Annotated in this window: 22 protein-coding genes; 8 read left to right on the top strand and 14 right to left on the bottom strand. The window is 64.5% G+C overall.

The features are described from left to right. Positions 1-61 precede the first annotated feature (61 nt). From CXQ81_RS25760 to CXQ81_RS25750, 3 genes are all read right to left on the bottom strand, one after another. The gene (locus CXQ81_RS25760; RefSeq protein WP_101338916.1) at positions 62-1396 is read right to left on the bottom strand and encodes a sigma-54 dependent transcriptional regulator; all 1335 of its coding nucleotides are present in this window, start codon (positions 1394-1396) and stop codon (positions 62-64) included. Continuing rightward, on the bottom strand, positions 1390-3156 hold the full coding sequence (locus CXQ81_RS25755) for an ATP-binding protein (RefSeq protein ID WP_101338915.1): 1767 nt from the start codon (positions 3154-3156) through the stop codon (positions 1390-1392). Before CXQ81_RS25755 ends, CXQ81_RS25760 begins: the two co-directional genes overlap by 7 nt. 146 nt (positions 3157-3302) lie before the next feature. Beyond that, positions 3303-4826 carry a fumarate hydratase gene (locus tag CXQ81_RS25750; RefSeq protein WP_007931196.1) on the bottom strand — a complete coding sequence of 508 codons (1524 nt, stop codon included), beginning with the start codon at positions 4824-4826 and terminating at the stop codon, positions 3303-3305. 359 nt (positions 4827-5185) lie between these two features. Between CXQ81_RS25750 and CXQ81_RS25740 the strand changes: the two genes are divergently transcribed. Genes CXQ81_RS25740 through CXQ81_RS25730 form a run of 3 tightly spaced genes read left to right on the top strand, consistent with a single transcriptional unit; the run spans position 5186 to position 8002 of the window. Then, positions 5186-6292 (top strand): diguanylate cyclase, encoded by a 1107-nt coding sequence (locus CXQ81_RS25740; RefSeq protein ID WP_037035869.1) that lies wholly within the window; start codon positions 5186-5188, stop codon positions 6290-6292. Continuing rightward, the gene (locus tag CXQ81_RS25735; RefSeq protein ID WP_101338914.1) at positions 6285-7223 is read left to right on the top strand and encodes an iron-sulfur-binding ferredoxin reductase; all 939 of its coding nucleotides are present in this window, start codon (positions 6285-6287) and stop codon (positions 7221-7223) included. Before CXQ81_RS25740 ends, CXQ81_RS25735 begins: the two co-directional genes overlap by 8 nt. Positions 7224-7252: 29 nt before the next feature. Continuing rightward, positions 7253-8002 (top strand): enoyl-CoA hydratase-related protein, encoded by a 750-nt coding sequence (locus tag CXQ81_RS25730; protein WP_101338913.1) that lies wholly within the window; start codon positions 7253-7255, stop codon positions 8000-8002. A 195-nt stretch (positions 8003-8197) separates the two neighbouring features. Here the strand turns inward: CXQ81_RS25730 and pyk are convergent, their stop codons facing one another. Then, positions 8198-9649, bottom strand: coding sequence for a pyruvate kinase (gene pyk, locus CXQ81_RS25725; protein ID WP_007931191.1), 1452 nt, complete (start codon positions 9647-9649; stop codon positions 8198-8200). 157 nt (positions 9650-9806) lie between these two features. On the opposite strand from pyk, the gene CXQ81_RS25720 reads away from it, so the two are divergent. Beyond that, positions 9807-10181, top strand: coding sequence for a hypothetical protein (locus CXQ81_RS25720; protein ID WP_009045314.1), 375 nt, complete (start codon positions 9807-9809; stop codon positions 10179-10181). A gap of 152 nt (positions 10182-10333) precedes the next feature. Further along, the gene (locus CXQ81_RS25715) at positions 10334-10693 is read left to right on the top strand and encodes a PilZ domain-containing protein (RefSeq protein ID WP_037035875.1); all 360 of its coding nucleotides are present in this window, start codon (positions 10334-10336) and stop codon (positions 10691-10693) included. A 3-nt stretch (positions 10694-10696) separates the two neighbouring features. Here the strand turns inward: CXQ81_RS25715 and CXQ81_RS25710 are convergent, their stop codons facing one another. From CXQ81_RS25710 to CXQ81_RS25685, 6 genes are read right to left on the bottom strand one after another with little or no spacing between them, the layout of a single operon-like run. After that, positions 10697-12028 carry a DUF58 domain-containing protein gene (locus tag CXQ81_RS25710; protein ID WP_007931181.1) on the bottom strand — a complete coding sequence of 444 codons (1332 nt, stop codon included), beginning with the start codon at positions 12026-12028 and terminating at the stop codon, positions 10697-10699. A gap of 13 nt (positions 12029-12041) precedes the next feature. Further along, on the bottom strand, positions 12042-13067 hold the full coding sequence (locus CXQ81_RS25705; protein ID WP_101338912.1) for a MoxR family ATPase: 1026 nt from the start codon (positions 13065-13067) through the stop codon (positions 12042-12044). Next, positions 13064-14227: a DUF4350 domain-containing protein gene (locus CXQ81_RS25700; RefSeq protein ID WP_101338911.1), complete on the bottom strand. Its 1164-nt coding sequence runs from the start codon at positions 14225-14227 to the stop codon at positions 13064-13066. The genes CXQ81_RS25705 and CXQ81_RS25700 overlap by 4 nt, the downstream gene beginning before the upstream one ends. Beyond that, a complete protein-coding gene (locus tag CXQ81_RS25695) occupies positions 14224-15762 on the bottom strand; it encodes a DUF4129 domain-containing protein (RefSeq protein WP_101338910.1) in 1539 nt (512 codons plus the stop codon). The genes CXQ81_RS25700 and CXQ81_RS25695 overlap by 4 nt, the downstream gene beginning before the upstream one ends. After that, entirely contained in the window at positions 15749-16726 is a 978-nt protein-coding gene (locus CXQ81_RS25690; RefSeq protein WP_101339480.1) for a stage II sporulation protein M, read from the bottom strand. Before CXQ81_RS25690 ends, CXQ81_RS25695 begins: the two co-directional genes overlap by 14 nt. Then, a complete protein-coding gene (locus tag CXQ81_RS25685; RefSeq protein WP_009045307.1) occupies positions 16723-17445 on the bottom strand; it encodes an RDD family protein in 723 nt (240 codons plus the stop codon). The genes CXQ81_RS25690 and CXQ81_RS25685 overlap by 4 nt, the downstream gene beginning before the upstream one ends. Before the next feature lie 182 nt (positions 17446-17627). Here CXQ81_RS25685 and sbcB point away from each other — a divergent pair, with 182 nt between their 5' ends. Further along, positions 17628-19058, top strand: a complete 1431-nt coding sequence (sbcB, locus tag CXQ81_RS25680; protein WP_101338909.1) for an exodeoxyribonuclease I — start codon at positions 17628-17630, stop codon at positions 19056-19058. Positions 19059-19163: 105 nt separating this feature from the next. Here the strand turns inward: sbcB and mvaT are convergent, their stop codons facing one another. Continuing rightward, positions 19164-19538, bottom strand: coding sequence for a histone-like nucleoid-structuring protein MvaT (gene mvaT / locus CXQ81_RS25675; protein WP_007931174.1), 375 nt, complete (start codon positions 19536-19538; stop codon positions 19164-19166). A gap of 338 nt (positions 19539-19876) precedes the next feature. Here mvaT and purU point away from each other — a divergent pair, with 338 nt between their 5' ends. Further along, positions 19877-20725 (top strand): formyltetrahydrofolate deformylase, encoded by an 849-nt coding sequence (purU, locus tag CXQ81_RS25670; RefSeq protein WP_007931173.1) that lies wholly within the window; start codon positions 19877-19879, stop codon positions 20723-20725. Between the two features lie 93 nt (positions 20726-20818). Next, on the top strand, positions 20819-21001 hold the full coding sequence (locus tag CXQ81_RS25665; RefSeq protein ID WP_101338908.1) for a hypothetical protein: 183 nt from the start codon (positions 20819-20821) through the stop codon (positions 20999-21001). On the opposite strand, the gene CXQ81_RS25660 is transcribed toward CXQ81_RS25665, so the two are convergent. Genes CXQ81_RS25660 through CXQ81_RS25650 form a run of 3 tightly spaced genes read right to left on the bottom strand, consistent with a single transcriptional unit; the run spans position 20988 to position 23870 of the window. Continuing rightward, on the bottom strand, positions 20988-21983 hold the full coding sequence (locus tag CXQ81_RS25660; protein WP_101338907.1) for a lysylphosphatidylglycerol synthase transmembrane domain-containing protein: 996 nt from the start codon (positions 21981-21983) through the stop codon (positions 20988-20990). The two genes, CXQ81_RS25665 and CXQ81_RS25660, sit on opposite strands and share 14 nt — an antisense overlap. After that, positions 21980-22756, bottom strand: a complete 777-nt coding sequence (locus CXQ81_RS25655) for a DUF2334 domain-containing protein (protein ID WP_178081086.1) — start codon at positions 22754-22756, stop codon at positions 21980-21982. The genes CXQ81_RS25660 and CXQ81_RS25655 overlap by 4 nt, the downstream gene beginning before the upstream one ends. Beyond that, positions 22749-23870 (bottom strand): glycosyltransferase family 1 protein, encoded by a 1122-nt coding sequence (locus tag CXQ81_RS25650; protein ID WP_101338905.1) that lies wholly within the window; start codon positions 23868-23870, stop codon positions 22749-22751. Before CXQ81_RS25650 ends, CXQ81_RS25655 begins: the two co-directional genes overlap by 8 nt. Between the last annotated feature and the right edge of the window lie 115 nt (positions 23871-23985).

Below are 23985 nucleotides of genomic sequence, written 5' to 3'. Positions count from 1 at the left end.
AAGCGGAAAGCCGCCGACTTGCCCGCGAAGACGTCAGAATGAACGACACAGCCCTTGAGCTTCACTCCTCCCCAAGAAACATTTCCCGCGCCAGCCCATGGCGCTGCATCTTTTCATTGAAGGTGCGGCGCGGCAGTTGCAGCTCAACGAGCACCGCCTTGATGTCGCCCTTGTGCCGGGTCAGCGCGGCCCGCAGGCATTGCGCCTCGAAAGCTTCCTGCTGCGCCGCCAGGGACTGGCCGGGGTCGATGGTTTCCGGCTCGGGCTCGCCCAGGCCCAGCACCTGGCGTTCGGCGACGTTGGCCAGTTCGCGCACGTTGCCCGGCCAGTCGTGGCTCAGCAGGCGGCTCAACTGCGCCCCGCTCAGGGGCGCGACGCTACGGCCCAGGCGCTCGGCGGCGGCGTGGGCGAAATGTTCGTACAGCAGCGGGATGTCCTCGCGCCGCTCGCGCAGCGGCGGCAGGCGCAGTTGCGCGACGTTCAGGCGGTAGGCCAGGTCTTCGCGAAAACGCCCGGCGCGGGCTTCGTCCAGCAGGTCCGGCTTGGTCGCGGCAATGATCCGCAGGTCCACCTCGATGCTCTGGTTGGACCCTAGGCGTTCGAGCTTCTGTTCCTGCAGCACCCGCAGCAGTTTGACCTGCTGGGCCAGCGGCATGCTTTCGATCTCGTCGAGGAACAGGGTGCCGCCGTCGGCGTATTCCAGCTTGCCGATGCGCTTGCCCTGGGCGCCGGTAAAGGCACCGCTTTCATGGCCGAACAGTTCGGCTTCGAACAGTTGCTCGGGGATCGCCGCGCAGTTCAGGGCGACAAAAGGTTTGTCGGCGCGTGGCCCGAAATCGTGCAGGCAGCGGGCGACCAGTTCCTTGCCGCTGCCGGTCTCGCCGCGGATCAATACGTTGACCGGCAGCGCGGCCAGGTCGACCACCTGGCGCCGCAGGGTCTGCAAGGCGCGGGACACACCGAGCAGGGTGGAGTCGATTTTCTCCCGGGTATCGGCCTGTTCGTGCAGGCGTCGGTTCTCCAGGACCAGGCCGCGTTTGTCCAGGGCCCGGCGCAGGCTGCTCAGCAGGGTTTGCGGGCTGAAGGGTTTTTCCAGGAAGTCGTAGGCGCCGTCGCGCATCGCTTCCACCGCCATCGGCACGTCGCCGTGGCCGGTCAGCAGGATCACCGGCAGGTCGGCGTCGCGCTGCTGCACTTCTTTGAGCAGCTCCAGGCCACTGATGCCGGGCATGCGCACGTCGCTGAGGATCACCCCGGGGAAGTCCCTGGGCAGCCGGGCCAGGCAGTCCTCGGCGCGACTGAACAACTGCACCTCGAAGCCCGACAGGCTCAGCCATTGTTCGACGGCGGTGCGAATACTGGCTTCGTCGTCGACCAGCATCACCGAATTCAACATGGGATATGCGCCTCCAGGTCGATGGGCAGGCTCAGGGTGAAGATCGCGCCCTGGCCTTGATTGCCGGCGCTCAGGCGCCCGCCCAGTTCGTGGACGATAGCGTAGGACACCGCCAGGCCGAGGCCCAGGCCGTCGCCTACCGGCTTGGTGGTGAAGAACGGATCGAAGACATTCGGCAGGTGTTCTTCGGCGATGCCGCCACCGCTGTCGATGACGCTCAGGCTCCACAGCTGCTGGTCGGCTTCGAGGCGGATTTCCAGGTGCTTGAGGGGCTTGTCGCGCATGGCGTCCAGGGCGTTGCGCAGCAGGTTGATCAGCACCTGCTCCAAGCGTATGGCATCGCCGCGGACCCAGGCCGGGCGCATCAGTTGCAGGTGTGTGTCGATCTGTTCGTCGCGCAGCCGGGTGTCCAGCAGTTGCAGGGCCTGATCCACCACCGCCGCCAGGTCCAGGCGTTCGCGCAGGCCGCTGGGGCTTTTGCGGGCGAAGGTTTTCAGGTGGCCGGTGAGGCTGGCCATGCGGGTCAGCATATCGTCCAGCGGTTTCAGGGCCTGGTAGGCCTCGTCGACCCGCCCGTGATCGAGCAGCAAGCGCAGGGTGGCCAACTGCATGCGCTGGGTGGTCAGCGGCTGATTGATTTCATGGGCCAGGGCCGCGGACATCTGCCCCAGGGCCGCCAGCTTGGCCGATTGCACCAGGCCGTCCTGGGCGGTACGCAGGTCGCGAGTGCGCTCCTCGACCAGGCGTTCGAGCTCCTCGCGGCTGCGCTGGCGCAGCCTGGCCAGGCGCCAGCGCTGGTTGAGGAACAGCAGCAGGAATACCAGGGTCAGCCAGGCGCCAGCCGCGGCCAGACCGGCATTGCGGCGGTCCTCAAAAGCGATCTGCGGACGCCGCAGCAAATGCAGGGTCCAGCCTTCGGTGGCCAGGGGCAGGGATTCCCACAGGTAGTCGACGCTGCCGTCCGGGCCCTCGACCCGGGTCAGCGTACTGTCGTCGTCAAAGCGTCGCAGCGGCCGGTATTCAAGCGGGGTCAGCAATTGTTTGTCGTACTGCCGGGTGGCCTTGAGTTCGGCGCGGTCGCTGTCCGACAGCGGGCGCAACTGGCGATAACGCCAGCCCGGCTGGTTGGCGATGAACACGATGCCCCGGGCATCGCTGACCAGCAGGGTGTCGCTGCCCTGGCTCCACTCGCGCTCCAGTTCGGGGAATTCCAGTTTCACCACCATGGCGCCGAGGAACTGCTCCTGCTCGCCCTTGACCGCGCTGGAGAGGAAATAACCGGGAATGCCGCTGGTGACGCCCACCGCATAGAAGCGTCCGCTGCCCTGGCTGCGGGTCTGGCTGAAGTAGGGGCGAAAACCGTAGTTGTGCCCGACATAGCTGCTGGGCAGGCGCCAGTTGCTGGCGGCCACGGCGAGGCCGGTGTGGTCCAGCAGCTCCAGGGTCGAGGAGCGGGCGGCGCCGTTGATCTGTTCCAGTTTGCGGTTCAGGGCGTCCTGCTGCTGCGGGCCGACCGGGCCCTTGAGCGCCGAGCGTAGTTCCGGGTCCAGCGCCAGCACGGCGGGCAGGGCGCGGTAACGTTCGATCAGGGTATGCAGGGAGTTGGCATACAGCGCCAGTTGCTCGCTGGCGCGGGCGGCATCGTCCTCCAGAGCCTGGCGCTCGGCATGGCGCATGGCGAAGGTCGCGCTGACCACGGCGCCGGCGAGAATCACCAGGGTATAGAAGGTCAAGCGCAGCGGGCGGGAGATCTGGACCATGAGTCAAGGGCAGGCTGAAAGGGGGCAGGAAAGATAACACGCCTGTCCGAGGCTTCGTTGATCGTGGACAGTCCTTGCCCGGCCAGGCATGAAAAAGGCGGCGCTGCTCATCGAGCAACGCCGCCTTGGGTAACAGCAAGCAGCGCTTACTGCACTTCTACCGCCAGGCTTTCACTGATCTTTTTCTGCCAGATGGCAGGACCGGTGATGTGCACCGACTCGCCTTTGCTGTCGACCGCGACAGTGACCGGCATGTCTTTGACTTCGAACTCGTAGATCGCTTCCATGCCCAGTTCGGCAAAGGCCAGGACCTTGGACTTCTTGATCGCCTGGGCTACCAGGTAGGCAGCGCCGCCGACGGCCATCAGGTACACGGCCTTGCTGTCCTTGATCGCTTCGATCGCGGTCGGGCCGCGCTCGGACTTGCCGATCATGCCCAGCAGGCCAGTCTGCTCGAGGATCTGGCGGGTGAACTTGTCCATCCGCGTCGCGGTGGTCGGGCCAGCCGGGCCAACCACTTCGTCACCGACCGGATCGACCGGGCCGACGTAGTAGATGAAGCGACCCTTGAGGTCCACCGGCAGGGTTTCGCCCTTGTTCAGCATCTCGACCATGCGCTTGTGCGCGGCGTCGCGACCGGTGAGCATCTTGCCGTTGAGCAGGACGGTTTCGCCCGGCTTCCAGCTCTGCACTTCTTCCGGGGTCAGGGTGTCGAGGTTGACGCGACGGGCCGACGGACCGGCTTCCCAGACGATTTCCGGGTAGGCGTCCAGAGGTGGCGCTTCCAGGGACGCAGGGCCCGAGCCGTCGAGCACGAAGTGCGCGTGACGGGTCGCGGCGCAGTTCGGGATCATGCACACCGGCAGGGAAGCGGCGTGGGTCGGGTAGTCCATGATCTTCACGTCGAGCACGGTGGTCAGGCCGCCCAGGCCCTGGGCGCCGATGCCCAGCTGGTTGACCTTCTCGAACAGCTCCAGGCGCATCTCTTCGATACGGTTCTGTGGGCCGCGGGCCTTCAGCTCATGGATGTCGATGGATTCCATCAACACTTCCTTGGCCATCACCGCGGCTTTCTCAGCGGTGCCGCCGATGCCGATGCCGAGCATGCCCGGCGGGCACCAGCCGGCGCCCATGGTCGGAACGGTTTTCAGCACCCAGTCGACGATCGAGTCGGACGGGTTGAGCATGGCCATCTTCGACTTGTTCTCGGAGCCGCCGCCCTTGGCCGCCACGTCCACTTCCACGGTGTTGCCGGGAACGATGGAGTAGTGGATGACCGCCGGGGTGTTGTCCTTGGTGTTTTTACGAGCGCCCGCCGGGTCGGCGAGGATCGAGGCCCGCAGGACGTTTTCCGGCAGGTTGTAAGCGCGACGCACGCCTTCGTTGATCATGTCGTCCAGGCTCATGGTCGCGCCGTCCCAGCGCACGTCCATGCCCACGCGTACGAATACGGTGACGATACCGGTGTCCTGGCAGATCGGGCGGTGGCCGGTGGCACACATGCGCGAGTTGATCAGGATCTGCGCCATGGAGTCACGGGCCGCTGGCGATTCTTCGCGCAGGTAGGCTTCGTGCATCGCCTGGATGAAGTCCACGGGGTGGTAGTAGGAAATGAATTGCAGGGCGTCGGCAACGCTCTGAATCAGGTCGTCTTGCTTGATCACGGTCATGAGTCGCGCTCCTCTAAAAGACGGGAACATTTAATAAGGTGCTTGCAGCTTGGGTGCATCGGTCGGTTGCAAGCACCTTCAAGGCACGCCGGACACACTGGCGCGACGCTAAAAAGGCGCGGCAGTATACCGCGCCTCGGAGCCGGGCACACGCGCCGGCAGTCAAACCAAAGTCGCATGCCGGGGATGCGCCAGTCGGGGGATGGCGCCAGGCATGACGGTGGGCGCGGCCCCGGGCCGGATGGCGCTGGGCGGGAACAAAAATGGGATAGTTATTTTTTGGCGACACCACTAAAGTGGCAAGTGGCCTGTAGGGTAGGAAACTCTTTAAAGCCCCCTTTCGCATGGTGAGTCAACGATTGACCCATAACGCTATCCAGAGTCTTTTACTCAAGCGCTTCGTTCTTGCGGCGGGTACCTATGGACTGGCGTTGCTGCTGCTCTGGCTGGCCATTTTCAGTGGCTACTATTCGGCGCCGGTGCATTCGGCGCTGATCGATACCGGCCTGGTGGTGCTGAGCCAGGCGCTGCTGTTCTGGCTGTTTGTCTCCGGGCGCAACCTGCGCTTTCGCGACCCGAGCCTGACCGAGATCCAGATACTCCTGGCCATCGGCTGGCAGACATGGCTGCTGGCCCACCTCGATACGGCGCGCGGCACCTTCCTGGTGTTCTATCTGTTGACGCTGCTGTTCGGCCTGTTCCACCTTCCGCGCCGGGCCTTCGTGCGCTGCGCCCTGTGTATTTTCATCGGTTTTGCCGGAATCACGCTGTGGGACGGCTACCACTTCCGGCTGGCCGATCCGATGCTCGCCGTCCTGCAGGTGTGCGTGCTGTTCGCGGTGCTGATCTGGCTGTGCCTGTACGCCAGCTATGTGCAGACTTCCCGGCAGCGCATGCGGCAAAGGCGCTTCGCCTTGCAGGCGCACCAGGACACCTTGCGCGGCATGATGCGACAACTGGAGGATCTGGTTGCCACCGACGAACTGACCGGCCTGTACAATCGACGGCATTTCCTGCGGCTGGCGTCGCGTGAACTGCACACGATGAGCCTGGAGCAGATGCATGGCCTGGCGCTGATCGACCTCGATCACTTCAAGCGGATCAACGACGTGCACGGCCATGCCGCCGGCGATCAGGTGCTGCAGGCGTTCGCCGCCGTAGCCAGCGCCTGCTTGCGCGATGGCGATGTATTGGCCCGCTACGGCGGCGAGGAGTTTGTCATGTTGTTGCCCGATTGCGATCCCGAACGCCTGACCTCCTGCTGCGAGCGTCTGCGCGTGGCCTTTATGGACGCCCAGTTGATCGGGGTCGAGGTGCCTGGCCTGAGCCTGTCCGTCGGCATGACCCTGGTGGAGCTGGGCGACGACCTGGACGATGCCCTGCAACGTGCCGACCAGGCGCTGTATCGGGCCAAGCGCGACGGACGCAATCGCTGCGCCGCGGCCTGGGAAAATATCGATGCCTGAGCTGCGTGTCGGTGAGCGGCAGTGGTCGGTGGTCGCGGGCAGCAATCTGCTGGATGCCTTGAATCAGGCCGGCGTGGCGGTGCCTTACAGCTGCCGCGCCGGCAGTTGCCATGCCTGCCTGGTGCACTGCGTCGAGGGCCTGCCCAGCGACAGCCGGCCCGATGCCTTGAGCGACGATCAGCGCCAGCGCGGCTGGCGGCTGGCCTGTCAGTGTCAGGTGGTGGAAGACCTGCGGGTCGAAACCTACGACCCGCTGCGCGATGGCGCGCCGGCCGAGGTGGTCGGTGTGGACTGGCTGTCGGCCACAGTGCTGCGCCTGCGTTTGCAGCCGGAGCGCAACCTGCGTTATCAGGCCGGCCAGCACCTGGTGCTGTGGACGGCTTCCGGCGTGGCGCGGCCGTATTCGCTGGCGAGCCTGCCTGGCGAAGACCGCTTTCTCGAATTCCATCTCGATTGCCGCCAGCCCGGCGAGTTCAGCGACGCGGCGCGCCAGCTCAAGCCCGGCGATGGGCTGCGCCTGGGCGAGCTGCGCGGCGGGGCGCTGCACTACGACCCGGACTGGCAAACCCGGCCATTGTGGCTGCTGGCGGCGGGCACCGGGCTGGGGCCCTTGTTCGGTATCCTGCGCGAGGCTTTGCGCCAGGATCATCAGGGCGACATCCGCGTCATTCACCTGGCCCATGACGCCAGCGAACATTACCTGGCCAAGCCCCTGGCGGCGCTGGCGGCGAGCCATGCCAACCTCAGTGTCGAACTGTTGATCGCGACCGAGCTGCCAGCGGCTTTGGCACAACTGCGGCTTGTTTCGCGGCAAACCCAGGCTTTACTCTGCGGGCACCCCGACAGCGTCGATGCTTTCGCCCGACGCTTGTACCTGGCGGGGTTGCCGCGCAATCAACTGCTGGCCGACGTATTCCTGCCCCGTGGCTGAGCGCTGATCCGTCCTGAGCGAGACCACCCATGACCGATACCATCCTGCTTGAACGCGAGGGCGGGCTGCTGACCCTGCGCCTGAATCGCCCGGACAAGAAAAATGCCCTGACCCGGGCCATGTACAGCCAGCTGGCCGAAGGGTTGCGGCAAGCCGACGCCGACCCTGAGGTCCGCGCGGTACTGCTCAGCGGCAGCAGCGACTGCTTTACCGCCGGCAACGACATTGCCGACTTCCTCCAGCAGCCACCTACCGGTCTCGACAGCCCGGTCTTCCAGTTCATGCTCAGCCTGTTCGAGTGCCGCAAGCCGGTGGTCGCCGCGGTTGCCGGGCCGGCCGTGGGGATCGGCACCACCCTGCTGCTGCATTGCGACCTGGTGTACGTCAGCCGCGATGCCCGGTTGCGCATGCCTTTCGTCAATCTCGGTTTGTGCCCCGAGTTCGGTTCCAGCCTGATCCTGCCACGCTTGCTCGGGCAGGCCAGGGCCGCCGAACTGTTGCTGCTGGGCGAAGGTTTCAGCGGTGAACAGGCTGCGCAGTGGGGGATTGCCAACCTGGCCTTGGCCGATGGCGCGGCGACCCTGGACAAGGCCCGGGAGATGGCGCTGCGTTTCGAGAAGCTGGCGCCGCAGGCGGTGCAGATCAGCAAGCAGCTGATGCGCACGCCCGATCGCGAACAGCTGCGCAAGGTGATCGAGGAGGAGGGCGCCCTGTTCACCCAGCGCCTGCATTCGCCGGAAGCGCTGGCGGCCTTGTCGGGCTTTTTCGCTAAAAGCTGAAATCGGCACCGCTCGTGTCGCCGCTACCGGAGGTTGCGATCGATTTGGGCGGCATTCCGACGAAGGGGCGTAAGGTCTCAAGATCGCTGAAGGCCTGGCGGTAGCGGCTACAGGTTCGTGAGTTCCATAAATGTGCCCCCATGAAAAAGCCCCGCAGTCTTCACTGCGGGGCTCTTTATTGTTGCGTCAGGGGACTCAGACCATCGGGTCGCCAACGTGCAGGATCTTCATGCCGTTGGTGCCGCCGGTGGTGTGGTAGCTGTCGCCCTTGGTCAGGATCACCCAGTCGCCTTTCTTCACGACGCCGCGCTTGACCAGCTCGTCGATGGCCTTCTGGCTGACTTCGCTTGGCGGCAGGGACGCCGGGTCGAACGGGATGGTGTAGACGCCACGGAACATCGCGGTGCGGGCCTGGGCTTCGCGGTGCGGGGTGAACGCGTAGATCGGCACCGAGGAACGGATACGCGACATGATCAGCGGGGTGTAGCCGCTTTCAGTCAAGGCGATGATCGCCTTCACGCCCGGGAAGTGGTTGGCGGTGTACATGGTAGCCAGGGCAATGCTCTCGTCGCAGCGCTCGAAGGTCTTGCCGATGCGGTGGCTGGAGGTCTTGCTGGTCGGATGCTTTTCCGCGCCGATGCAGATGCGGTCCATGGCCTGGACGGCTTCGAGCGGGTAGGCGCCGGCGGCGGATTCGGCCGAGAGCATCACGGCGTCGGTGTAGTCGAGCACGGCGTTGGCCACGTCGGACACTTCGGCGCGGGTCGGCATCGGGTTCTGGATCATCGACTCCATCATCTGGGTCGCGACGATCACCGCCTTGTTGTGGCGACGGGCGTGCAGAATGATTTTCTTCTGGATGCCCACCAGCTCGGCATCGCCGATTTCCACGCCCAGGTCGCCACGGGCCACCATCACGGCGTCGGAGGCCTTGATCAGGCCGTCAAGGGTTTCGTCGTTGGCCACGGCTTCGGCGCGCTCGATCTTCGCCACCAGCCAGGCGGTGCCGCCGGCCTCGTCGCGCAGTTGGCGGGCGTATTCCATGTCAGCGGCGTCGCGCGGGAAGGACACGGCCAGGTAGTCCAGGTCCATGGCTGCGGCCAGCTTGATGTCGGCCTTGTCTTTTTCGGTCAGGGCCGGAGCGGTCAGGCCACCACCGCGACGGTTGATGCCTTTGTGGTCCGACAGCGGGCCGCCGATGGTCACGGTGCAATGCAGTTCGGTGCTGGTGGCGGTGTCGACGCGCATCACCACGCGGCCGTCGTCGAGCAGCAGCTCGTCGCCCACGCCGCAGTCCTTGACCAGGTCCGGATAGTCGATGCCGACGATGTCCTGGGTACCTTCGGTCAGCGGGTGGCTGGTGGAGAAGGTGAACTTGTCACCGATCTTCAGCTCGATGCGCTTGTTGGCGAATTTGGCGATACGGATCTTCGGGCCTTGCAGGTCACCCAGCAGCGCGACGAAGCGCCCATGCTTGGCGGCCAGGTCACGCACCAGCTTGGCGCGAGCCTTGTGCTCGTCCGGGGTGCCGTGGGAGAAGTTCAGGCGGGCGACGTCCAGGCCAGCCAGAATCAGCTGTTCGAGAACTTCCGGCGAGTTACTGGCCGGGCCAAGGGTAGCGACGATTTTGGTACGACGGACGGACATGCAAAGACTCCTGAGTTCAAGCGCAACGAGAGGCTACTATGGTCCGCAGCTGTAGTCATTGTTCGTTTGCACTACTTATTCGTTTGTTTCTTTAAACGAACATTCCTGAAGATTTTCCAACGCGGGTCGATAACGTGCACAAGACAGGAGAACCCCCATGCGATTCGTGCTCATTGCTGCCCTGGCCGTCAGTGTTGTCGGCTGTACCCGCTGGTCGATGGACCATCATCTGAATACCGCCTACCGCGCCTACGACGCCGGCAACTGCGAACGGGTGATGCTCGAACTGAGCCAGGTCGACCGCACGAGTCGCTCGCGCCCTTATATCCAGCCTGAAGTATCGATGCTGCGCGGACAGTGCCTGGAGCGGCAGAAGCTGTTCCTCGATGCCGCGCAGACCTACCAGTACATCATCACCGAACACCCCAGCAGCGAGTACGCCTACCGCGCCCGCGCGCGCCTGGAAACCCTGCAGCAACTGGGTCATTACCCTTCGCGCAACAGCGCTCAGGCGCGTCCGACCGCGTTGTAATACTCGTCATCAGGCTATTGCTGATCTCGCGTGAGCCTTGAGCTAACATCTGTGGGCCTGTTTTAGAGTATTGTTTCTAAAATGGGCCGGCCGGGGCCGACAGTCCTCGGCGCGACGATGCGCAATGACCTTCCTAAATAGCGATGCATGACATGTTCACGGACCGGCGGATCGAGCGGCACCAGTTGCCGTGTTTTTTGAAAGTCTTCAATCGGCTGACCGATCGACCCATCGGTTATCTGGGCAACGTTTCCGAAGATGGCTTTATGTTGATCAGCCAGTTGCCGATGCTGATCGGCGCCGATTTCGAGTTGCGCCTGCAGGTTCCCGGCCGCGACGGCCAGCTGCAACCGATCGAGATCACCGCCTCCTGCCGTTGGTGCCATGAAGATGTCACGCCCCATCATTACGACACCGGCTTCGTGCTGCTGCGTTCGCCTCCCGAGTACCGCGAGCTGGTGACGGCCTTGCGCAGCTACTTCAGTTTCTACCCGGTGCAGACCTCCGCCTGACCGCTACAGCGTCCCGGCCTTTTTCCAACTGAGGTAACGGGTCACCAGTTCCGCCCCCAGTTCACCCGGCCGCACATCGAGCAGGGCAACGCCCTGGGCGCTCAGGCGTTCATGCAGGTCGGTGCGGGCATTCAGGTAATTGATCGTGCCGCAGTAGGTCAGGGCATCGGGCAGGTTGTGCACCGGCGCCTGGCGCAACTGATCGAGGACTTCCTCGCGCAGGCTGGCCACCAAGACCCGGTGCTGGCGCCCGAGGCGCTTGACCGCGGTCAGCAGTTCCTCGTCGTCCTCGTCCCGCAGGTTGGTCACCAGCACTACCAGGGCCCGGCGTTTCTGTCGGGCCAGCAGCTCGCTGGCGGCGGCCTGGAAGTCGGCGCAGCGCTGGCTGCTGTCCAGGTCGTAGACAGTGTTGAGCAAGGCGCTCAACTGGCCCGCGCCCTTGACCGGCGCCAGATAGCGGCGGCGTTCGCCGGCAAAGGTGCAGAGGCCCACCGCGTCGCCCTGGCGCAAGGCGACATAACTGAGCAGCAGGCAGGCGTTGAGCGCGTGGTCGAAATGCGCCAGTTCGCCGTCCTGGCTGCGCATGCGCCGTCCGCAGTCGAGCATGAAGACGATCTGCTGGTCGCGTTCGTCCTGGTACTCGCGGGCAATCGGCGTGCGTTGCCGGGCGGTGGCTTTCCAGTCGATCTGGCGCAGGCTGTCGCCCTCGCGAAACTCACGCAGCTGGTTGAACTCCAGGCCCAGGCCACGACGCGGCTGTTGCCGCACGCCGATCTGGTTCAGCCAGTTGTCGACGGCCAGCAGCCGGGCGCCGTAGAGGCGGGCGAAATCCGGGTAGACGCGCGTGCTGTCGTCGAGCTTCAGCAGTCGACGCGCCGACCACAGGCCCAGCGGGCTGGGCAGGCTGACCTCGCAGCGCTCGAAGTTGAAATGGCCGCGCTTGAGCGGGCGCACCCGATAACCCAGTTCCTGCGACTGGCCCGGCTCCAGGAGCAGCGACTGCGGCAGGTATTCGAAGCCCAGGCCATCGGGCACATGGTCGAACAGCTCCAGGGTCAGCGGTTGGGTAAAGTCGTGGCGAACCTCTAGGCGCACTTCGCTCCAGCGCCCCAGGGGCAGGCTGCCGGGCAACTGGCGCCGCAGTTGGGGCGAAGGCAGGCGCCTGAGCCGGAAGGCGTCCAGCACGGCCAGCAGCAACAGGGCCAGGAGCAGGCCCCAGGCGATCGCTTGCAGGCTGGCCGCGACCGCCAGGCCGTAGGCACGCGCGGCGCCGAGCAGCACGTCCAGCGCCAGCAATACGCCGAGCCAGGTCAGAAACAGGCGTGAAGGCTTCATCGCTTTGGCGGGCTCACAGTCGTGGCGCCGGCACTTGATCGAGCAGTTGCTTGAGTACCTGCTCCACTGACAAGCCTTCGATATCCAGCTCCGGGGCGATCCGCACGCGATGCCGCAGCACCGCCAGGGCGCAACCCTTGATGTCATCCGGAATGACGAACTCGCCGCCGCGCAGCAAGGCCCTGGCGCGGGCCCCACGGACCAGGGCGATCGACGCTCGTGGCCCGGCGCCGAGGGTCAGCCCCGGCCAGCTGCGGGTGGCCCGGGCCAGCCGCACGGCATAGTCGAGGACCTGCTCGTCCAGCGGCAGGTCGCTGGCGATCCGCTGCAGGGCCAGCACGTCCTTGGCCTGCAGCAGGGTACGCAGCGGCTGCACGTCGAGCATGTCGGCCCGGGGCGAGCGGGTGACCTGGCGGACCATGTTCAATTCCTGGTCGCTGTCTGGGTAATCCATGCGCAGCTTGAGCATGAAACGGTCGAGTTCGGCTTCCGGCAGCGGGTAGGTGCCTTCCTGTTCGATCGGGTTCTGCGTGGCCAGGACCATGAAGGGCTGGGCGATGGGCAGCGCCCGGCCTTCGAGGGTGACCTGGCGCTCCTGCATGGCTTCGAGCAGGGCGGCCTGGGTCTTGGCCGGCGCGCGGTTGATCTCGTCGGCCAGCAGCAAGTGGGTGAACAAGGGGCCCTTGCGCAGCTTGAACTGCTCGGTCTGCAGGTCGTAGACCGCATGGCCGGTGACGTCGCTGGGCATCAGGTCCGGGGTGAACTGGATGCGCGCGAACTCGCCGCCAAAGCAACGGGCCAGGGCGCGCACCAGCAAGGTCTTGCCCAGCCCGGGCACGCCTTCGAGCAGCACGTGGCCGCCGGCGATCAGGGCGGTGAGCACGTCGTCGATCACCGCGTCCTGGCCGATCACCGCCTTTTGCAGTTCGTGGCGCAGGGCCTGGGCCAGCTGGCTGGCGCGCTGGCGTTGCTGGACGGCATGCGCTTGCGCATGACCGGGCTCGGTGGCGGGAAGCGGTTCGGCGGGAAGGTCGCTCATAGGGCATTCCTGAGAGTTTGCAGGTGGGTGACCAGGCGGCTGAAGTCGGCGCTGGAAAGGCGTTGTGCCGGCTGGGGCGCCAGGGCCTGGCTGATGACGCTGTCCGGTTGCCGGGTAAGGCGGGCCAGGACCTGCCCTTGTTCGGCGGCGGTGAGTCGTTCGAAACCGGGATGACGATGCTGGGCGCGGCGCAGGATGTCCTGCCGCAGGCTATGCAGCAGCCCCTGCTGACCGGTGTGGCGCAACAGGAAGCGGGCGCTGGCTTGCAGGTGCTCGCGCAACTGGCGCCGGGCCCTGGGCATCGGGGCCTGCATCGGTCCGTGGCGAAGCCCTACATGCCACAGCCACAGGCCGAGCAGTGCCGCCAGGGCCACCAGCGCCTGGGGGAAATACTTCAGCAGCAGGCTCCAGAGGCTGTCGTGATCGGTGTCGAACAGCAGGGTGACGTCGCTGTCGGCGCTCAGGTACCAGAGCAGCCAGGCGTTGTCGTACTTGGCAATCAACGGCGTCTTCCAGATCTCGGCATCGGTGAGCACGGTCACCGAACCCTGGCCGTAGCTCAGTTGCATCATGTGGGTGGCCCGGGCGCTGTTGGCCCAGGACTGGGCGAGGTTGTCCGGGTCTTCCAGGTGGAAGTCGGTGTCGAAACCGATGTAGGCCGGCGCGTCTTGGTCTTCCAGGTAGAGCTTGGTCAGTTTCGGGTAGGGCTCTTTGCCAGCGCCTGGCGGCGGGGCTTTGAGGTCCTTGCTGAGAAACTGGCGCAGGTGCAGGCGATCGAGCAACAGGTCGCCGCTGCGTCCGGCCTCTTTGTTCCACAGCGCTTCGGCGACGAACAGCAGGCGCCCGCCGGCCCTGGCCCAGTCCAGCAGTTGCTCGACCTGCTGCGGCGTCATGTTCGAGCGCTCGCCCAGCAGCAACAGGCTGTTCTGCTGCGGCTTGAGGGTCGGCAGCACCTCCAGGCCGTTGGCGTGGTGAACCTGCAAGCCGCGCTGGCGCAGGAACATTTCCGCCGCCAGGTAAGGGTTGGCGCGGGCTTGCGGGGAGGGGCCGTGGTCGATGGTTTCCTGGTAGGGCCGGGCGTTGAGGTAGAGGTACAGCAGCAAGCCGCCGAGCAGGCCAGCGACCAGCAGCGCGAGCAGCGGCAGCAGGCGCCGGTTCATCGTGGGGCTCCCGGGCCGAACAGGGTGCGCCAGCCATCGCATAGTTCCTGCTTCAACTGCGCGGGAGGCAGGCGATGACCGTAGGCCAGGTTCTGCCAGTGCCGGGTCAGGCTGTTGCTGAACGCCTGCAGCTGGGGCAACTGCAAAGCCTTGATCTGCTCGAGGACCTGGCCCTCGGTGTCCGCCGGTTTCAACGGCAGGCGGAAGTCATGCAGGAGCCGGCTCAGTAGCGCGCGGTACAACAGCCCGAGGGCTTCGCGTGGCTGCTGTGGCCAGAGCGCCTCGGCAGCGGCGGCGACATCCTCGGGCAAGGCGTCGGGGCTGAGGTCCAGGCCGAACAGCTGGTGCGGAGCGGCTCGCGCGGGTAACTTGCCCGGCAGCGGACGGCGGCCGACAAAGGCCCGTAACCACTGACGATGACGCCACACCAGCAGGGCCAGCGCCCCCAGCAGCAGGGCCCAGAGCAGGATCTCCAGGGCCTTGGCCGCAGCGCCGAAGACGCTGCTGTCGAGCCGATCGATCAGGGCCTTGAGCCAGCCCGGTATCTCAGATTGTTCAGCGCTTTTCGGGCGGTCTTCGTCGAACCGGTAACGGGTCACGGTCTGCGGGTTCTTGAAGGGCGGCTGGTCGAGGATCTGGCTGATGCTGTCTTTCGCGGCCTGGCTGGTCAGCGGCTGATCCAGCAGGCGCGGGCTGTCAGGGCCAGTGGCCGGCTCGGCGGCCCAGGCCTCGGACAGCATGGGCAGCAGGCTCAGGCTGCCCAGGACCAGCAGCAGGGCGGCGCCACTCAAGCGCTGCCGCAGGCGACGCAGCACCAGTTCGATATCCCAGGCCTCCAGCAGCGTGCGGCGATTGAGGTAGAGGCTGAAGCCGCAGGCGACGTACACCGGCTCCCAGACAATCAGGACCAGCGCGTAAAAAGCGTTGGTCAGGTGTTCGAGCCAGAGCCAGTCCTGCTCGGCGGCGGCAATCAGCGTCTGCCAGTCCCAGTCCAGCTCGATCTGTTGTGGCAGCAATAGATAGAACAACGCCAGCAGGCCGATCCACAAGATGCCTTCCAGGTGCACGCCGATCAGGGTCAGCCAGTGCGCGGCCCCGGCATTGCGCTGTTGCAGCACCCGCACCCGTTGCTGGCGCGCCTCGCCACTCAGGCCCTCGAGCTGCACCACGGGCATGATGAAACTGCGGCTCAGGCTCAGGCGGCGCCAGGTCAGGCTGGCCAGCAGTTGTGGCTTGAGCAGTCTGGGCCATTGGCGCAGGGCCTGGCGCAAGGTCGGGGTTTCGCCGAACAGGGCTTTGGCGAGGATGTACAGCGGCAGCCGTTCGAAGGCCGGCTTGAGCCACCAGAACAGCAGCAGGGCGAGGGTAGGCGAGTCCCAGAGCAACAGGCTGAGCAGGGCGAATACCGGGAGCGTGATCAGCGCCCAGCTGGTCATCAGCAGGCGTCGGTGGCGCTGGCTCAGCAGTACTCCCAGGTCCATGGCTTCCCAAGTCGTGCGCGGGCGAATCACCACGCTGGCTTCACTCAGGCGCATGGCGGCGTCCAGCGAATATCAGGTAGGCCAGGACCAGCAGCCAGCAGATGCCGCCGACCAGGTATTTGATCCAGGCCGCGGGCCAGGTCAGGGAGGACCAATAGGCTTCGATAAAGGCAGCGATCAGCAGGAACAGGATGACCCCGCAGATCAACTGCACGCTGGTGCGCGCGGCCAGCAGCAAGGCTTCGCCGCGGGGCAGGCGTCCGGGGGCTATCAGCGCCCAGCCCATTTTCAATCCCGCCGCGCCGGCCAGGGCGATGGCGCTGAGCTCGAAGGCACTGTGGCCGACGACAAACGACCAGAAGGTGGCGCCATAGCCGATCTGGGTCAGGTGCCCGGCCACCGCGCCGATGGTCAGGCCGTTGAAGAACAGGAAGAACAGGCTCCCCAGGCCAAACAGCAGGCCGCTGGCAAAGGTCTGAAAAGCGATGCCGATGTTGTTCATGATGTAGTAGCCGAACATCATCCAGTCTTCGCCGGCGGCCCGATTGGCGAGGCGGCCCAGGCGACTGGCATCTGGATCGTAGAGGCGTTGCATTTCGGCCACCTGTTGCGGGCTGACCACGCTGTAGATCAGTTCGGGCACCAGGTACACCAGCAGGCCGATACCCAGCAAGCTGCCAAAGAACACCAGGCTGGCGGCCAGGACGAAGCGCCATTGTTCGCGCACGAGCTGTGGGAAACCGGCCAGGACAAAGCCCAGGACCCGGGCGCCCAACGGGCTGCGTTGGCGATAGAGCTGCTGATGGCCGCGCAGCGCCAGTTGTTGCAACGGGTCGACCAGGAAGCTGCTGTAGCCGCGTTCCTGGGCCAGGGCCAGGTGTTGGCACAAGCGGCGGTAATCCTCGGGAAAACGGGCATGGGTCTCGGGCGTCGCCTGGCCGCGTTCCAGTTGTTCGAGCTGTTCGCGCAGGCGCTGCCACAAGGCGTGATGACGGTTTTCGAACAGGCTCTGTTTCATGTCGGCCCCAGCAGTCCGCGGGCGATGCCATTGAGTTCGTCACGGGCCTGCGCGGGCGTTACGTGCAGAGGTTCGGCGAGCAGGGCGGCCAGCTCCTGGACCCGGTCCGCGGACAGTTGTTCCTGGCGTTCGGCGAAGCTGAGGATGGCCCGTTGTTCAGTCAGGCTCAGGGCGAAGGCGGCGGTTCTGGCGGGCACTGCCGGCAAGGTCGGGCGAACCACCGGCTGCTCGCGGTAGATCACCAGGGTGCCGGCGGCCAGGTCGCCGAGGCGCTTGAAGGTCGGGTGCTGCAGGCAACTGATGGCGCCGAGGCAATAACCGAACGGCAGCATGTCGACAAAACGCAGCAGGTTGCGGGTCAGGGAAGGGCCCCAGCCGATGGGCGTGCCATCGTCCTGCACGACCCGCAGGCCCATCAGCTGCTTGCCTGGCGAGCAGCCCTGATTCAACACCTCGAACAGCACCATGTACCACCAACTGACCAGAAACAGCAGGATCGAGCCCAGCCCCATGCCGAGCTGGCCGAGAAACCCCAGAACAATAAACAGCACGCCGAGGATCAGGCCACGAAAGCCCAGGTCGATGGCAAAGGCCAGGGCGCGCGACATCAGCCCCGCCGGCCGCAGCGGCAGGTCGATGCCTTCTGGCGTTTCGACCTGGTAGCGGGTGTCCAGTGGCGGGGGCAATGCTTTCCCTGGCAGTGCTGTCGTCTCGAGCATAGGCAACTTGAGGCTGGCCTGGTGGCGATGGATGACCGCCTGATGCTAGCAGTGTCGGAGGGGCGAACGACATCATTAACTGTGCTGCGTGACGTGCGCCGTTACCCTTGAATCATCACAAGGCTGGCCGCGGCTGGTGCCAAGCGCCTAGACTTTGCCGGTCTTTTGCTCAGGAACAGCCCGTGACTTCCATCTTCTGGTACGACTACGAAACCACCGGCATCAACCCGCGCTGCGATCGGCCGTTGCAGGTGGCGGGGATTCGCACCGACTTCGAACTCAACGAGATCGGCGAGCCGGTCAATCTTTACTGTCAGCCCAGCGACGACATCCTGCCCCATCCAGCGGCCTGCATGATCACCGGCATTACCCCGGGCCGGCTGGCCGAACAGGGGCTGAGCGAAGCCGATTTCATGACCCGGGTGCACGCCCAGCTGGCGGCACCGGGCACTTGTGGCGCCGGCTACAACACCCTGCGCTTCGACGACGAGATGACCCGCTACAGCCTGTACCGGAATTTCTTCGACCCTTATGCCCGCGAGTGGCAAGGCGGCAACAGCCGCTGGGACCTGATCGATGTGGTGCGCACTGCCTATGCCTTGCGCCCGGAAGGGATTGTCTGGCCGCGGGACGAGGAGGGGCGGGTGACCCTGAAGCTGGAGCGCCTGACCGCCGCCAATGGCATCGATCACGGGCATGCCCACGAAGCACTCTCCGATGTCCGCGCCACTATTGCCTTGGCCAAGTTGATTCGGGACAAGCAGCCGAAGTTGTATGAATGGCTGTTCCAGTTGCGCAGCAAGCAGAAAGTCATGGACCAGGTTCGTCTGTTGCAACCGCTGGTGCATATTTCCGGACGCTTTTCCGCGGCGCGCAGTTATGTCGGCGTGGTCCTGCCGCTGGCCTGGCATCCGCGCAACCGCAACGCCCTGATTGTCTGTGACCTGCACCTGGACCCACAGGGATTGCTCGACCTGGACGCCGAGACGCTGCGCCAGCGTTTGTATACCCGCCGCGAAGACCTGGCCGAAGGCGAATTGCCGGTGCCGTTGAAGCTGATCCATATCAACCGCTGCCCGGTCGTCGCGCCGCTGAATGTATTGCGTGGCGAGGACCAGCAGCGTTTGCAACTGGACATGGCGGAATATAAGGCCCGGACGCTGCGGCTAAGTGACGCACAAGAAGTTTGGCGGGATAAACTTGCGGCAATTTATGCCAGCGAGGATTTTGCCCCCAGCGTCGATCCCGAGCAGCAGTTGTACGACGGTTTTATCGGCGATCGCGACCGACGCTTATGCGAACAAGTGCGCAATGCCGAGCCGCTTCATTTAGGGCAAGAGCAATGGCCGTTCGATGATGAACGTTTGCCTGAATTATTATTTCGTTATCGCGCCCGTAACTTTCCTGAAACCTTGAACGGGGAGGAGCAAGAGCGCTGGAAGTCATTCTGTCAGCAGCGCCTGTGCGACCCGCAATGGGGAGCGCCCAATACCCTGGAAAGTTTCAATCAGGCGGCTGCCGAACTACGGCTGAGTGCTACAACGATTCAGCGTCAGGTGCTGGATGAATGGCAGGATTACAGCCGGTCGCTGGCCCTGCGTTTCGGGCTTTGATTGTTCGGCTTAGTACATTTCGGGTATTTGCCGGAAATAAAAAAAACGCCAGCAAGCTGGCGTTTTTTCATAAGGTCGCAAATCCCTCTGTGACGGGTGTACGGCTTAACCCAGCAGGGTTGCCCAGCCTTCGACCACGTCGCCGCCCCACTTGGCTTTCCACTCTTTCAGGGTTTTGTGGTTGCCGCCCTTGGTTTCGATGACTTCGCCGTTGTGCGGGTTCTTGTATTGTTTGACCTTGCGTGCGCGCTTGGTGCCGGTAGTTTTGGCGGCAACACGTGGCGCCTTAACTTTCGAGTCCGGATCCAGCAGCGCGATGATGTCGCGCAGGGACTTGGAGTATTCACCCATCAGGGCGCGCAGTTTGCCTTCGAATTCCAGCTCGGCTTGCAGTTTGTCGTCTTGCGACAGGTTCTTCAAACGGGCTTGCAGCTCTTTGATAGCTTCTTCTGTGGCGCGGTATTCGTTGATCAGGGACATGAGAATTGCCTTATGTTGAGTGCTGAGTGGCAGGTGACAGTGGCGTAATAATAGTCAGGCAGTTTCCTCAAGTAAACAATAAAGCCGGCTTTTATTTAATTTGATTAGAGTGTTTAGCAAAGATCCTGATTGATGAGTTAAATATTGTGAACGAGTCCGTACGACTATTTCCCACAAAGTTATAGGACTATTTCCAAGTGTGACTGATTCCCCTCTCGCATCGGGCATGAGCCCTACAGGCTGGTCAGAGGAATCGGATTCCGACATCACGAATACTGCAGTTTTGTCGCGCAATCGCTAGAATGGCGGCCTTTGCGAAGTTCTGGAGTTTCCCCCTCATGCGCACTTTTCGGTTGGTGATTTCCTGCCCGGACCGCGTTGGCATCGTTGCCAAAGTCAGTAACTTTCTGGCGTCCCACAACGGCTGGATCACCGAAGCCAGTCACCACTCGGATGACCTGAGTGGCTGGTTCTTCATGCGTCACGAAATACGTGCAGACTCTTTGCCGTTCGGCCTTGAAGCCTTTCGTGAAGCCTTTGCGCCGATTGCCGAAGAGTTCTCGATGGACTGGCGCATCACCGATACCGCGCAGAAGAAACGCGTGGTGTTGATGGCCAGTCGCGAGTCCCACTGCCTGGCGGACCTGTTGCACCGCTGGCACAGCGACGAACTCGACTGCGAGATCTCCTGTGTGATTTCCAACCACGATGACTTGCGCAGCATGGTCGAGTGGCATGGGATTCCTTATTACCACGTGCCGGTCAACCCTCAGGACAAGGAGCCGGCGTTCGCCGAGGTCTCGCGCCTGGTCAAGCAGCACGACGCCGAAGTGGTGGTGCTGGCGCGCTACATGCAGATCCTGCCGCCGGAACTGTGCAGCGAATACGCGCACAAGGTGATCAACATTCACCACAGCTTCCTGCCGTCGTTCGTCGGCGCCAAGCCTTACCACCAGGCTTCCCTGCGTGGTGTGAAGCTGATCGGCGCGACCTGCCACTACGTGACCGAAGAGCTGGATGCCGGCCCGATCATCGAGCAGGACGTGGTCCGTGTCAGCCACAGCGACAGCATCGAAGACATGGTGCGTTTCGGTCGTGACGTCGAGAAGATGGTCCTGGCCCGCGGCCTGCGCTACCACCTGGAAGACCGCGTGCTGGTGCACGGCAACAAGACTGTCGTGTTCTGATCCAGAGTGTTCTGATTAAAAGCGCTCTGATCGAATCCGCCGGGCCCGGGCATCCAAGCTCCGGGTCCGGCGATTTTTCATGAGGATCGACCGATGAGTGATCCACTGGACAAAGCCACATCCAAGGCACCCGCCACCCTCGGCGAGGGCTGCCTGAGCCGTTACGACCCGGACGATATGAGCGTCGAGGACGGTACCGAGTTTCCCGGCGCCGCCGAGTTGTGGCAGCAGTTGCAGCAGGATGCCCTGGATACAGAGCCGCCTAAGCCTGCTTGAGCTTCATCAGGGTGCGCAGCAAGGGGCGCCCGACCATCATCAGGAATACCGGCCCGCCGGCCAGCAGATAGAAATAGTAGGTAACGGCCCGCCAGATCAGGATGGCCGCGGCCGCCGTCGACTTCCCCACCATGGGCGCCAGCAGCGCCGCCGATGTCAGCTCCGCCGCTCCCGCGCCGCCGGGCAGCAGGCTGAATTGCCCTGCGCTCAGGGCGAGCATCTGGATCAGAAAGGTCCAGGCCCATTGCAGGTCCACCCCCAGCCCGCGCAACGCCAGGTACAGCACGCTGTAGCGCAGCGCCCAATGCATGCAGGTCAGGGCAAAGACCCCCGTCAGGGTCTGCCAGGGCAGTTTCAGGCTATCGCCGAAGGCCTTGAGGAAATGCAGCCATTTGCGCGCCCGGCGCCGACGGGTCGCGGGGCGAATCTTGAAGGGCGCAAGCAGATGGCCGCTGAGCAGGATCAGGCGACGGTGGTAGCGGGCTATCGCCAGGCAGATGCATAACCCGCCGAACAGCGAAAGGCTGCTGAGGGCCAGTAGCCATTCCAGGCGCTGGCTGAGGTTCTGGAACAGCGCGTAGAACAGGATCCCCAGCAGCGCGCAGAGGAAGAACAGCAGGTCGCTCAGCTGATCCATGGCAAACACCGCGCTGCCGCGAGCCGGGCGCACGCCGTTACGCGCCAGCAGGGCCATCAAGGTCAAGGGGCCGCCACTGCCGCCGGGCGTGGCGCACATGGCGAACTCGGTGGACATCACCACCGCGAGGCTCTTCCAGCGTCCCAGCTGGCCGCGGTGTCGGCCCAGCAGCAGGCTCAGGCGCAGCGAATTGATGATCCAGCACAGTAGGATCATGCTCAGCATGCCGAGCAGCAACGGCAGGGAAAAACGCTGGACCCGCCCCCACAGTTCGCCGCCGCCCAGCAGCAGCGGCACCAGGATCGCCGCCAGCAAGGCCATGGCCAGCCAGATCGCCCGGCTCATGGGGTACCGCGCGCCCTTGGCGGCTGGGTGTCGAGCCAGTCGGCCTTGGTCAGTGGCTGGCGTCCTTGCTCCAGCAGGCGTTTGAGGGTGTCCAGCCAGTACTGGCGCGAGTCGGGGTGACGCATGTCCACCGGGTGCAGGCCGAGGCGAATCACCGCTGCCTGCTGCCAGTGTCGTTCGCGTTGCAGGCTGAGCAGCCGGGAGGCTGTTCGGCGCCAGGCGCTGCGGGCGCTCCACACCAGGCCGGGGGCGGCGATCGGCGAGAAGTCCGGCAGCCGGTACAGATGCTGCGGGCCGCTGGTGTAGCGCAGGGGCAGTTGGCGCAGGGCCTGGCGTGTACCCGGGCTCATCAGCCAGGCGGGGGCGACGAACCCTTGCAAGGGCCAGTTGTAACGCTGGAACAATTCCAGGCCGGCATGCAGGCGTGCCAGGGCGGCGTTTTCCGAGAGGTTGTAGAACTCACCCTCATGGGTGTACACGCGACGCATGAACCAGTCATACGGGGTGCGCGGTGGCGGGCCCTCGTCGCAATGGAAGTAACCGTGCAGCACCAGTTCGTCGCCGCGTTCCAGGCGCGCGCTGAGCAGCCGGCGAAAGCCGGGATGAGCATCGAGCGGGTTGTGCCGGTGAAAATCCGGTACCACCAGCCAGGTCATCGGCACATTGCCCATGGCGTCGACGGTTTCGACGAAGGGTTGGTAGTCGATCCAGGTTTGTGGCGCGACATCGTGCAATACCAGCAGCACGCTGGGCACCCCGGCGGACTCAACCATGGGCCAGCATCGGCTGCTGGGTGCCGAGCACGGCGCGATAGTGCTCCAGCAGGCTGGCGACCACCGTATCCCAGGCGTAATAACGTTCGACATGGCGGCGCGCCCGTTGGCCCCGCTCGGCGCAGCCTTGGGCGAACAGCTCCTGCACGGCATGGGCCATCGCCAGCGGATTGTTCGGCGCACAGAGCAAGCCGCCTTCCGCGGTGACGATTTCCTGGAAGGCCCCGGCGGCCACCGCCACCACGGGAATGCCGCTGGCCATGGCTTCGAGGATCACCAGACCAAAGGTTTCCTGGTCCCCGGCGTGAACCAGGGCATCGGCGCTGGCCATCAGCCGGGCGACCTGAGGGGCCGGGCAGAACTCGTCGATCACCGTGACGTTCTCCGACACGGCGGTCGGCATGGCCGAGCCCACCAGCAGCAGGTGGTAGCGCTTGCCCAGGCGCTGCATGCAGTTGAGCAACACCGGCAGGTTCTTTTCCTTGGAACCGCGACCGGCAAAGATCAGCAGGCGGCTGTCTTCGGCAATCCCCAGTTCGGTGCGCAGGGCAGGGTCGCGATGACTCGGGTGGAAGGTCTGCAGGTCGACGCCCAGCGGCTGCACATAGACGTTGCGCACGCCCAGGCCGATCAGTTTGTCGGCCATGACCTGGCTGGGGGCCAGGACCCGGTCGAAGTTGCCGTACAGCTTGCGCACGTAGGCCTCGACATTCGGAGTGAACCAGGGGCCCATGCGGTTGCTGACCAGCAGCGGCAGGTCCGAGTGATAAAAGCCGATCACAGGTACGTCCAGCTGGCGCCGCGCATCCAGGGCCGCCCAGGCGGTGAGGTAAGGGTCGCCGACTTCGATCAGGTCCGGTTGCAGGTCATGGAGAATATTGCGCCAGGGCCCCAGGCGCAGGGGAAAACGGTAGCCCTTGCCAAAGGGCAGGGCGGGAGCGGGGACTTTATAGATACCGTCGCGTTCGCTGAAGTGGGCCCCGGGGATCAGCAAACTGTGGCGGATTCCTGGTTGGCGTCCCAGGCGACGATGCTTGGCGTCCAGATAAGTGCGCACGCCACCGCTGGCAGGGGCGTAGAACATGGTTATGTCAGCGATATGCACGATGATCATCCCTCCGATCCGGTGTTCTCCCTAGGGTTGACCCTTATCAAGGATAGATGTTCGGTCGGGATGCCGTGGCGGTTGGCGATGTGCCTGGATGAACGGTTTGCTGCGGATGCGGGAG

Origin of the sequence: Pseudomonas sp. 09C 129 (genome assembly GCF_002843625.1) — a bacterium.
In the GTDB taxonomy this organism is placed as follows: Bacteria; Pseudomonadota; Gammaproteobacteria; order Pseudomonadales; family Pseudomonadaceae; genus Aquipseudomonas; species Aquipseudomonas chlororaphis.
The sequence above is the reverse complement of the archived record's forward strand: the minus strand, read 5'-3'. Positions and strand labels throughout refer to the sequence as shown.

What these genes read in the sequence shown, in the direction of transcription:
- CXQ81_RS25760 (WP_101338916.1), bottom strand. Translation starts at nt 1,396, where the DNA reads ATGTTGAATTCGGTGATGCTGGTCGACGACGAAGCCAGTATTCGCACC.
- CXQ81_RS25755 (WP_101338915.1), bottom strand. Translation starts at nt 3,156, where the DNA reads ATGGTCCAGATCTCCCGCCCGCTGCGCTTGACCTTCTATACCCTGGTG.
- CXQ81_RS25750 (WP_007931196.1), bottom strand. Translation starts at nt 4,826, where the DNA reads ATGACCGTGATCAAGCAAGACGACCTGATTCAGAGCGTTGCCGACGCC.
- CXQ81_RS25735 (WP_101338914.1), top strand. Translation starts at nt 6,285, where the DNA reads ATGCCTGAGCTGCGTGTCGGTGAGCGGCAGTGGTCGGTGGTCGCGGGC.
- CXQ81_RS25730 (WP_101338913.1), top strand. Translation starts at nt 7,253, where the DNA reads ATGACCGATACCATCCTGCTTGAACGCGAGGGCGGGCTGCTGACCCTG.
- pyk (WP_007931191.1), bottom strand. Translation starts at nt 9,649, where the DNA reads ATGTCCGTCCGTCGTACCAAAATCGTCGCTACCCTTGGCCCGGCCAGT.
- CXQ81_RS25720 (WP_009045314.1), top strand. Translation starts at nt 9,807, where the DNA reads ATGCGATTCGTGCTCATTGCTGCCCTGGCCGTCAGTGTTGTCGGCTGT.
- CXQ81_RS25715 (WP_037035875.1), top strand. Translation starts at nt 10,334, where the DNA reads ATGTTCACGGACCGGCGGATCGAGCGGCACCAGTTGCCGTGTTTTTTG.
- CXQ81_RS25710 (WP_007931181.1), bottom strand. Translation starts at nt 12,028, where the DNA reads ATGAAGCCTTCACGCCTGTTTCTGACCTGGCTCGGCGTATTGCTGGCG.
- CXQ81_RS25705 (WP_101338912.1), bottom strand. Translation starts at nt 13,067, where the DNA reads ATGAGCGACCTTCCCGCCGAACCGCTTCCCGCCACCGAGCCCGGTCAT.
- CXQ81_RS25700 (WP_101338911.1), bottom strand. Translation starts at nt 14,227, where the DNA reads ATGAACCGGCGCCTGCTGCCGCTGCTCGCGCTGCTGGTCGCTGGCCTG.
- CXQ81_RS25695 (WP_101338910.1), bottom strand. Translation starts at nt 15,762, where the DNA reads ATGCGCCTGAGTGAAGCCAGCGTGGTGATTCGCCCGCGCACGACTTGG.
- CXQ81_RS25690 (WP_101339480.1), bottom strand. Translation starts at nt 16,726, where the DNA reads ATGAAACAGAGCCTGTTCGAAAACCGTCATCACGCCTTGTGGCAGCGC.
- CXQ81_RS25685 (WP_009045307.1), bottom strand. Translation starts at nt 17,445, where the DNA reads ATGCTCGAGACGACAGCACTGCCAGGGAAAGCATTGCCCCCGCCACTG.
- mvaT (WP_007931174.1), bottom strand. Translation starts at nt 19,538, where the DNA reads ATGTCCCTGATCAACGAATACCGCGCCACAGAAGAAGCTATCAAAGAG.
- purU (WP_007931173.1), top strand. Translation starts at nt 19,877, where the DNA reads ATGCGCACTTTTCGGTTGGTGATTTCCTGCCCGGACCGCGTTGGCATC.
- CXQ81_RS25665 (WP_101338908.1), top strand. Translation starts at nt 20,819, where the DNA reads ATGAGTGATCCACTGGACAAAGCCACATCCAAGGCACCCGCCACCCTC.
- CXQ81_RS25660 (WP_101338907.1), bottom strand. Translation starts at nt 21,983, where the DNA reads ATGAGCCGGGCGATCTGGCTGGCCATGGCCTTGCTGGCGGCGATCCTG.
- CXQ81_RS25655 (WP_178081086.1), bottom strand. Translation starts at nt 22,756, where the DNA reads ATGGTTGAGTCCGCCGGGGTGCCCAGCGTGCTGCTGGTATTGCACGAT.
- CXQ81_RS25650 (WP_101338905.1), bottom strand. Translation starts at nt 23,870, where the DNA reads ATGATCATCGTGCATATCGCTGACATAACCATGTTCTACGCCCCTGCC.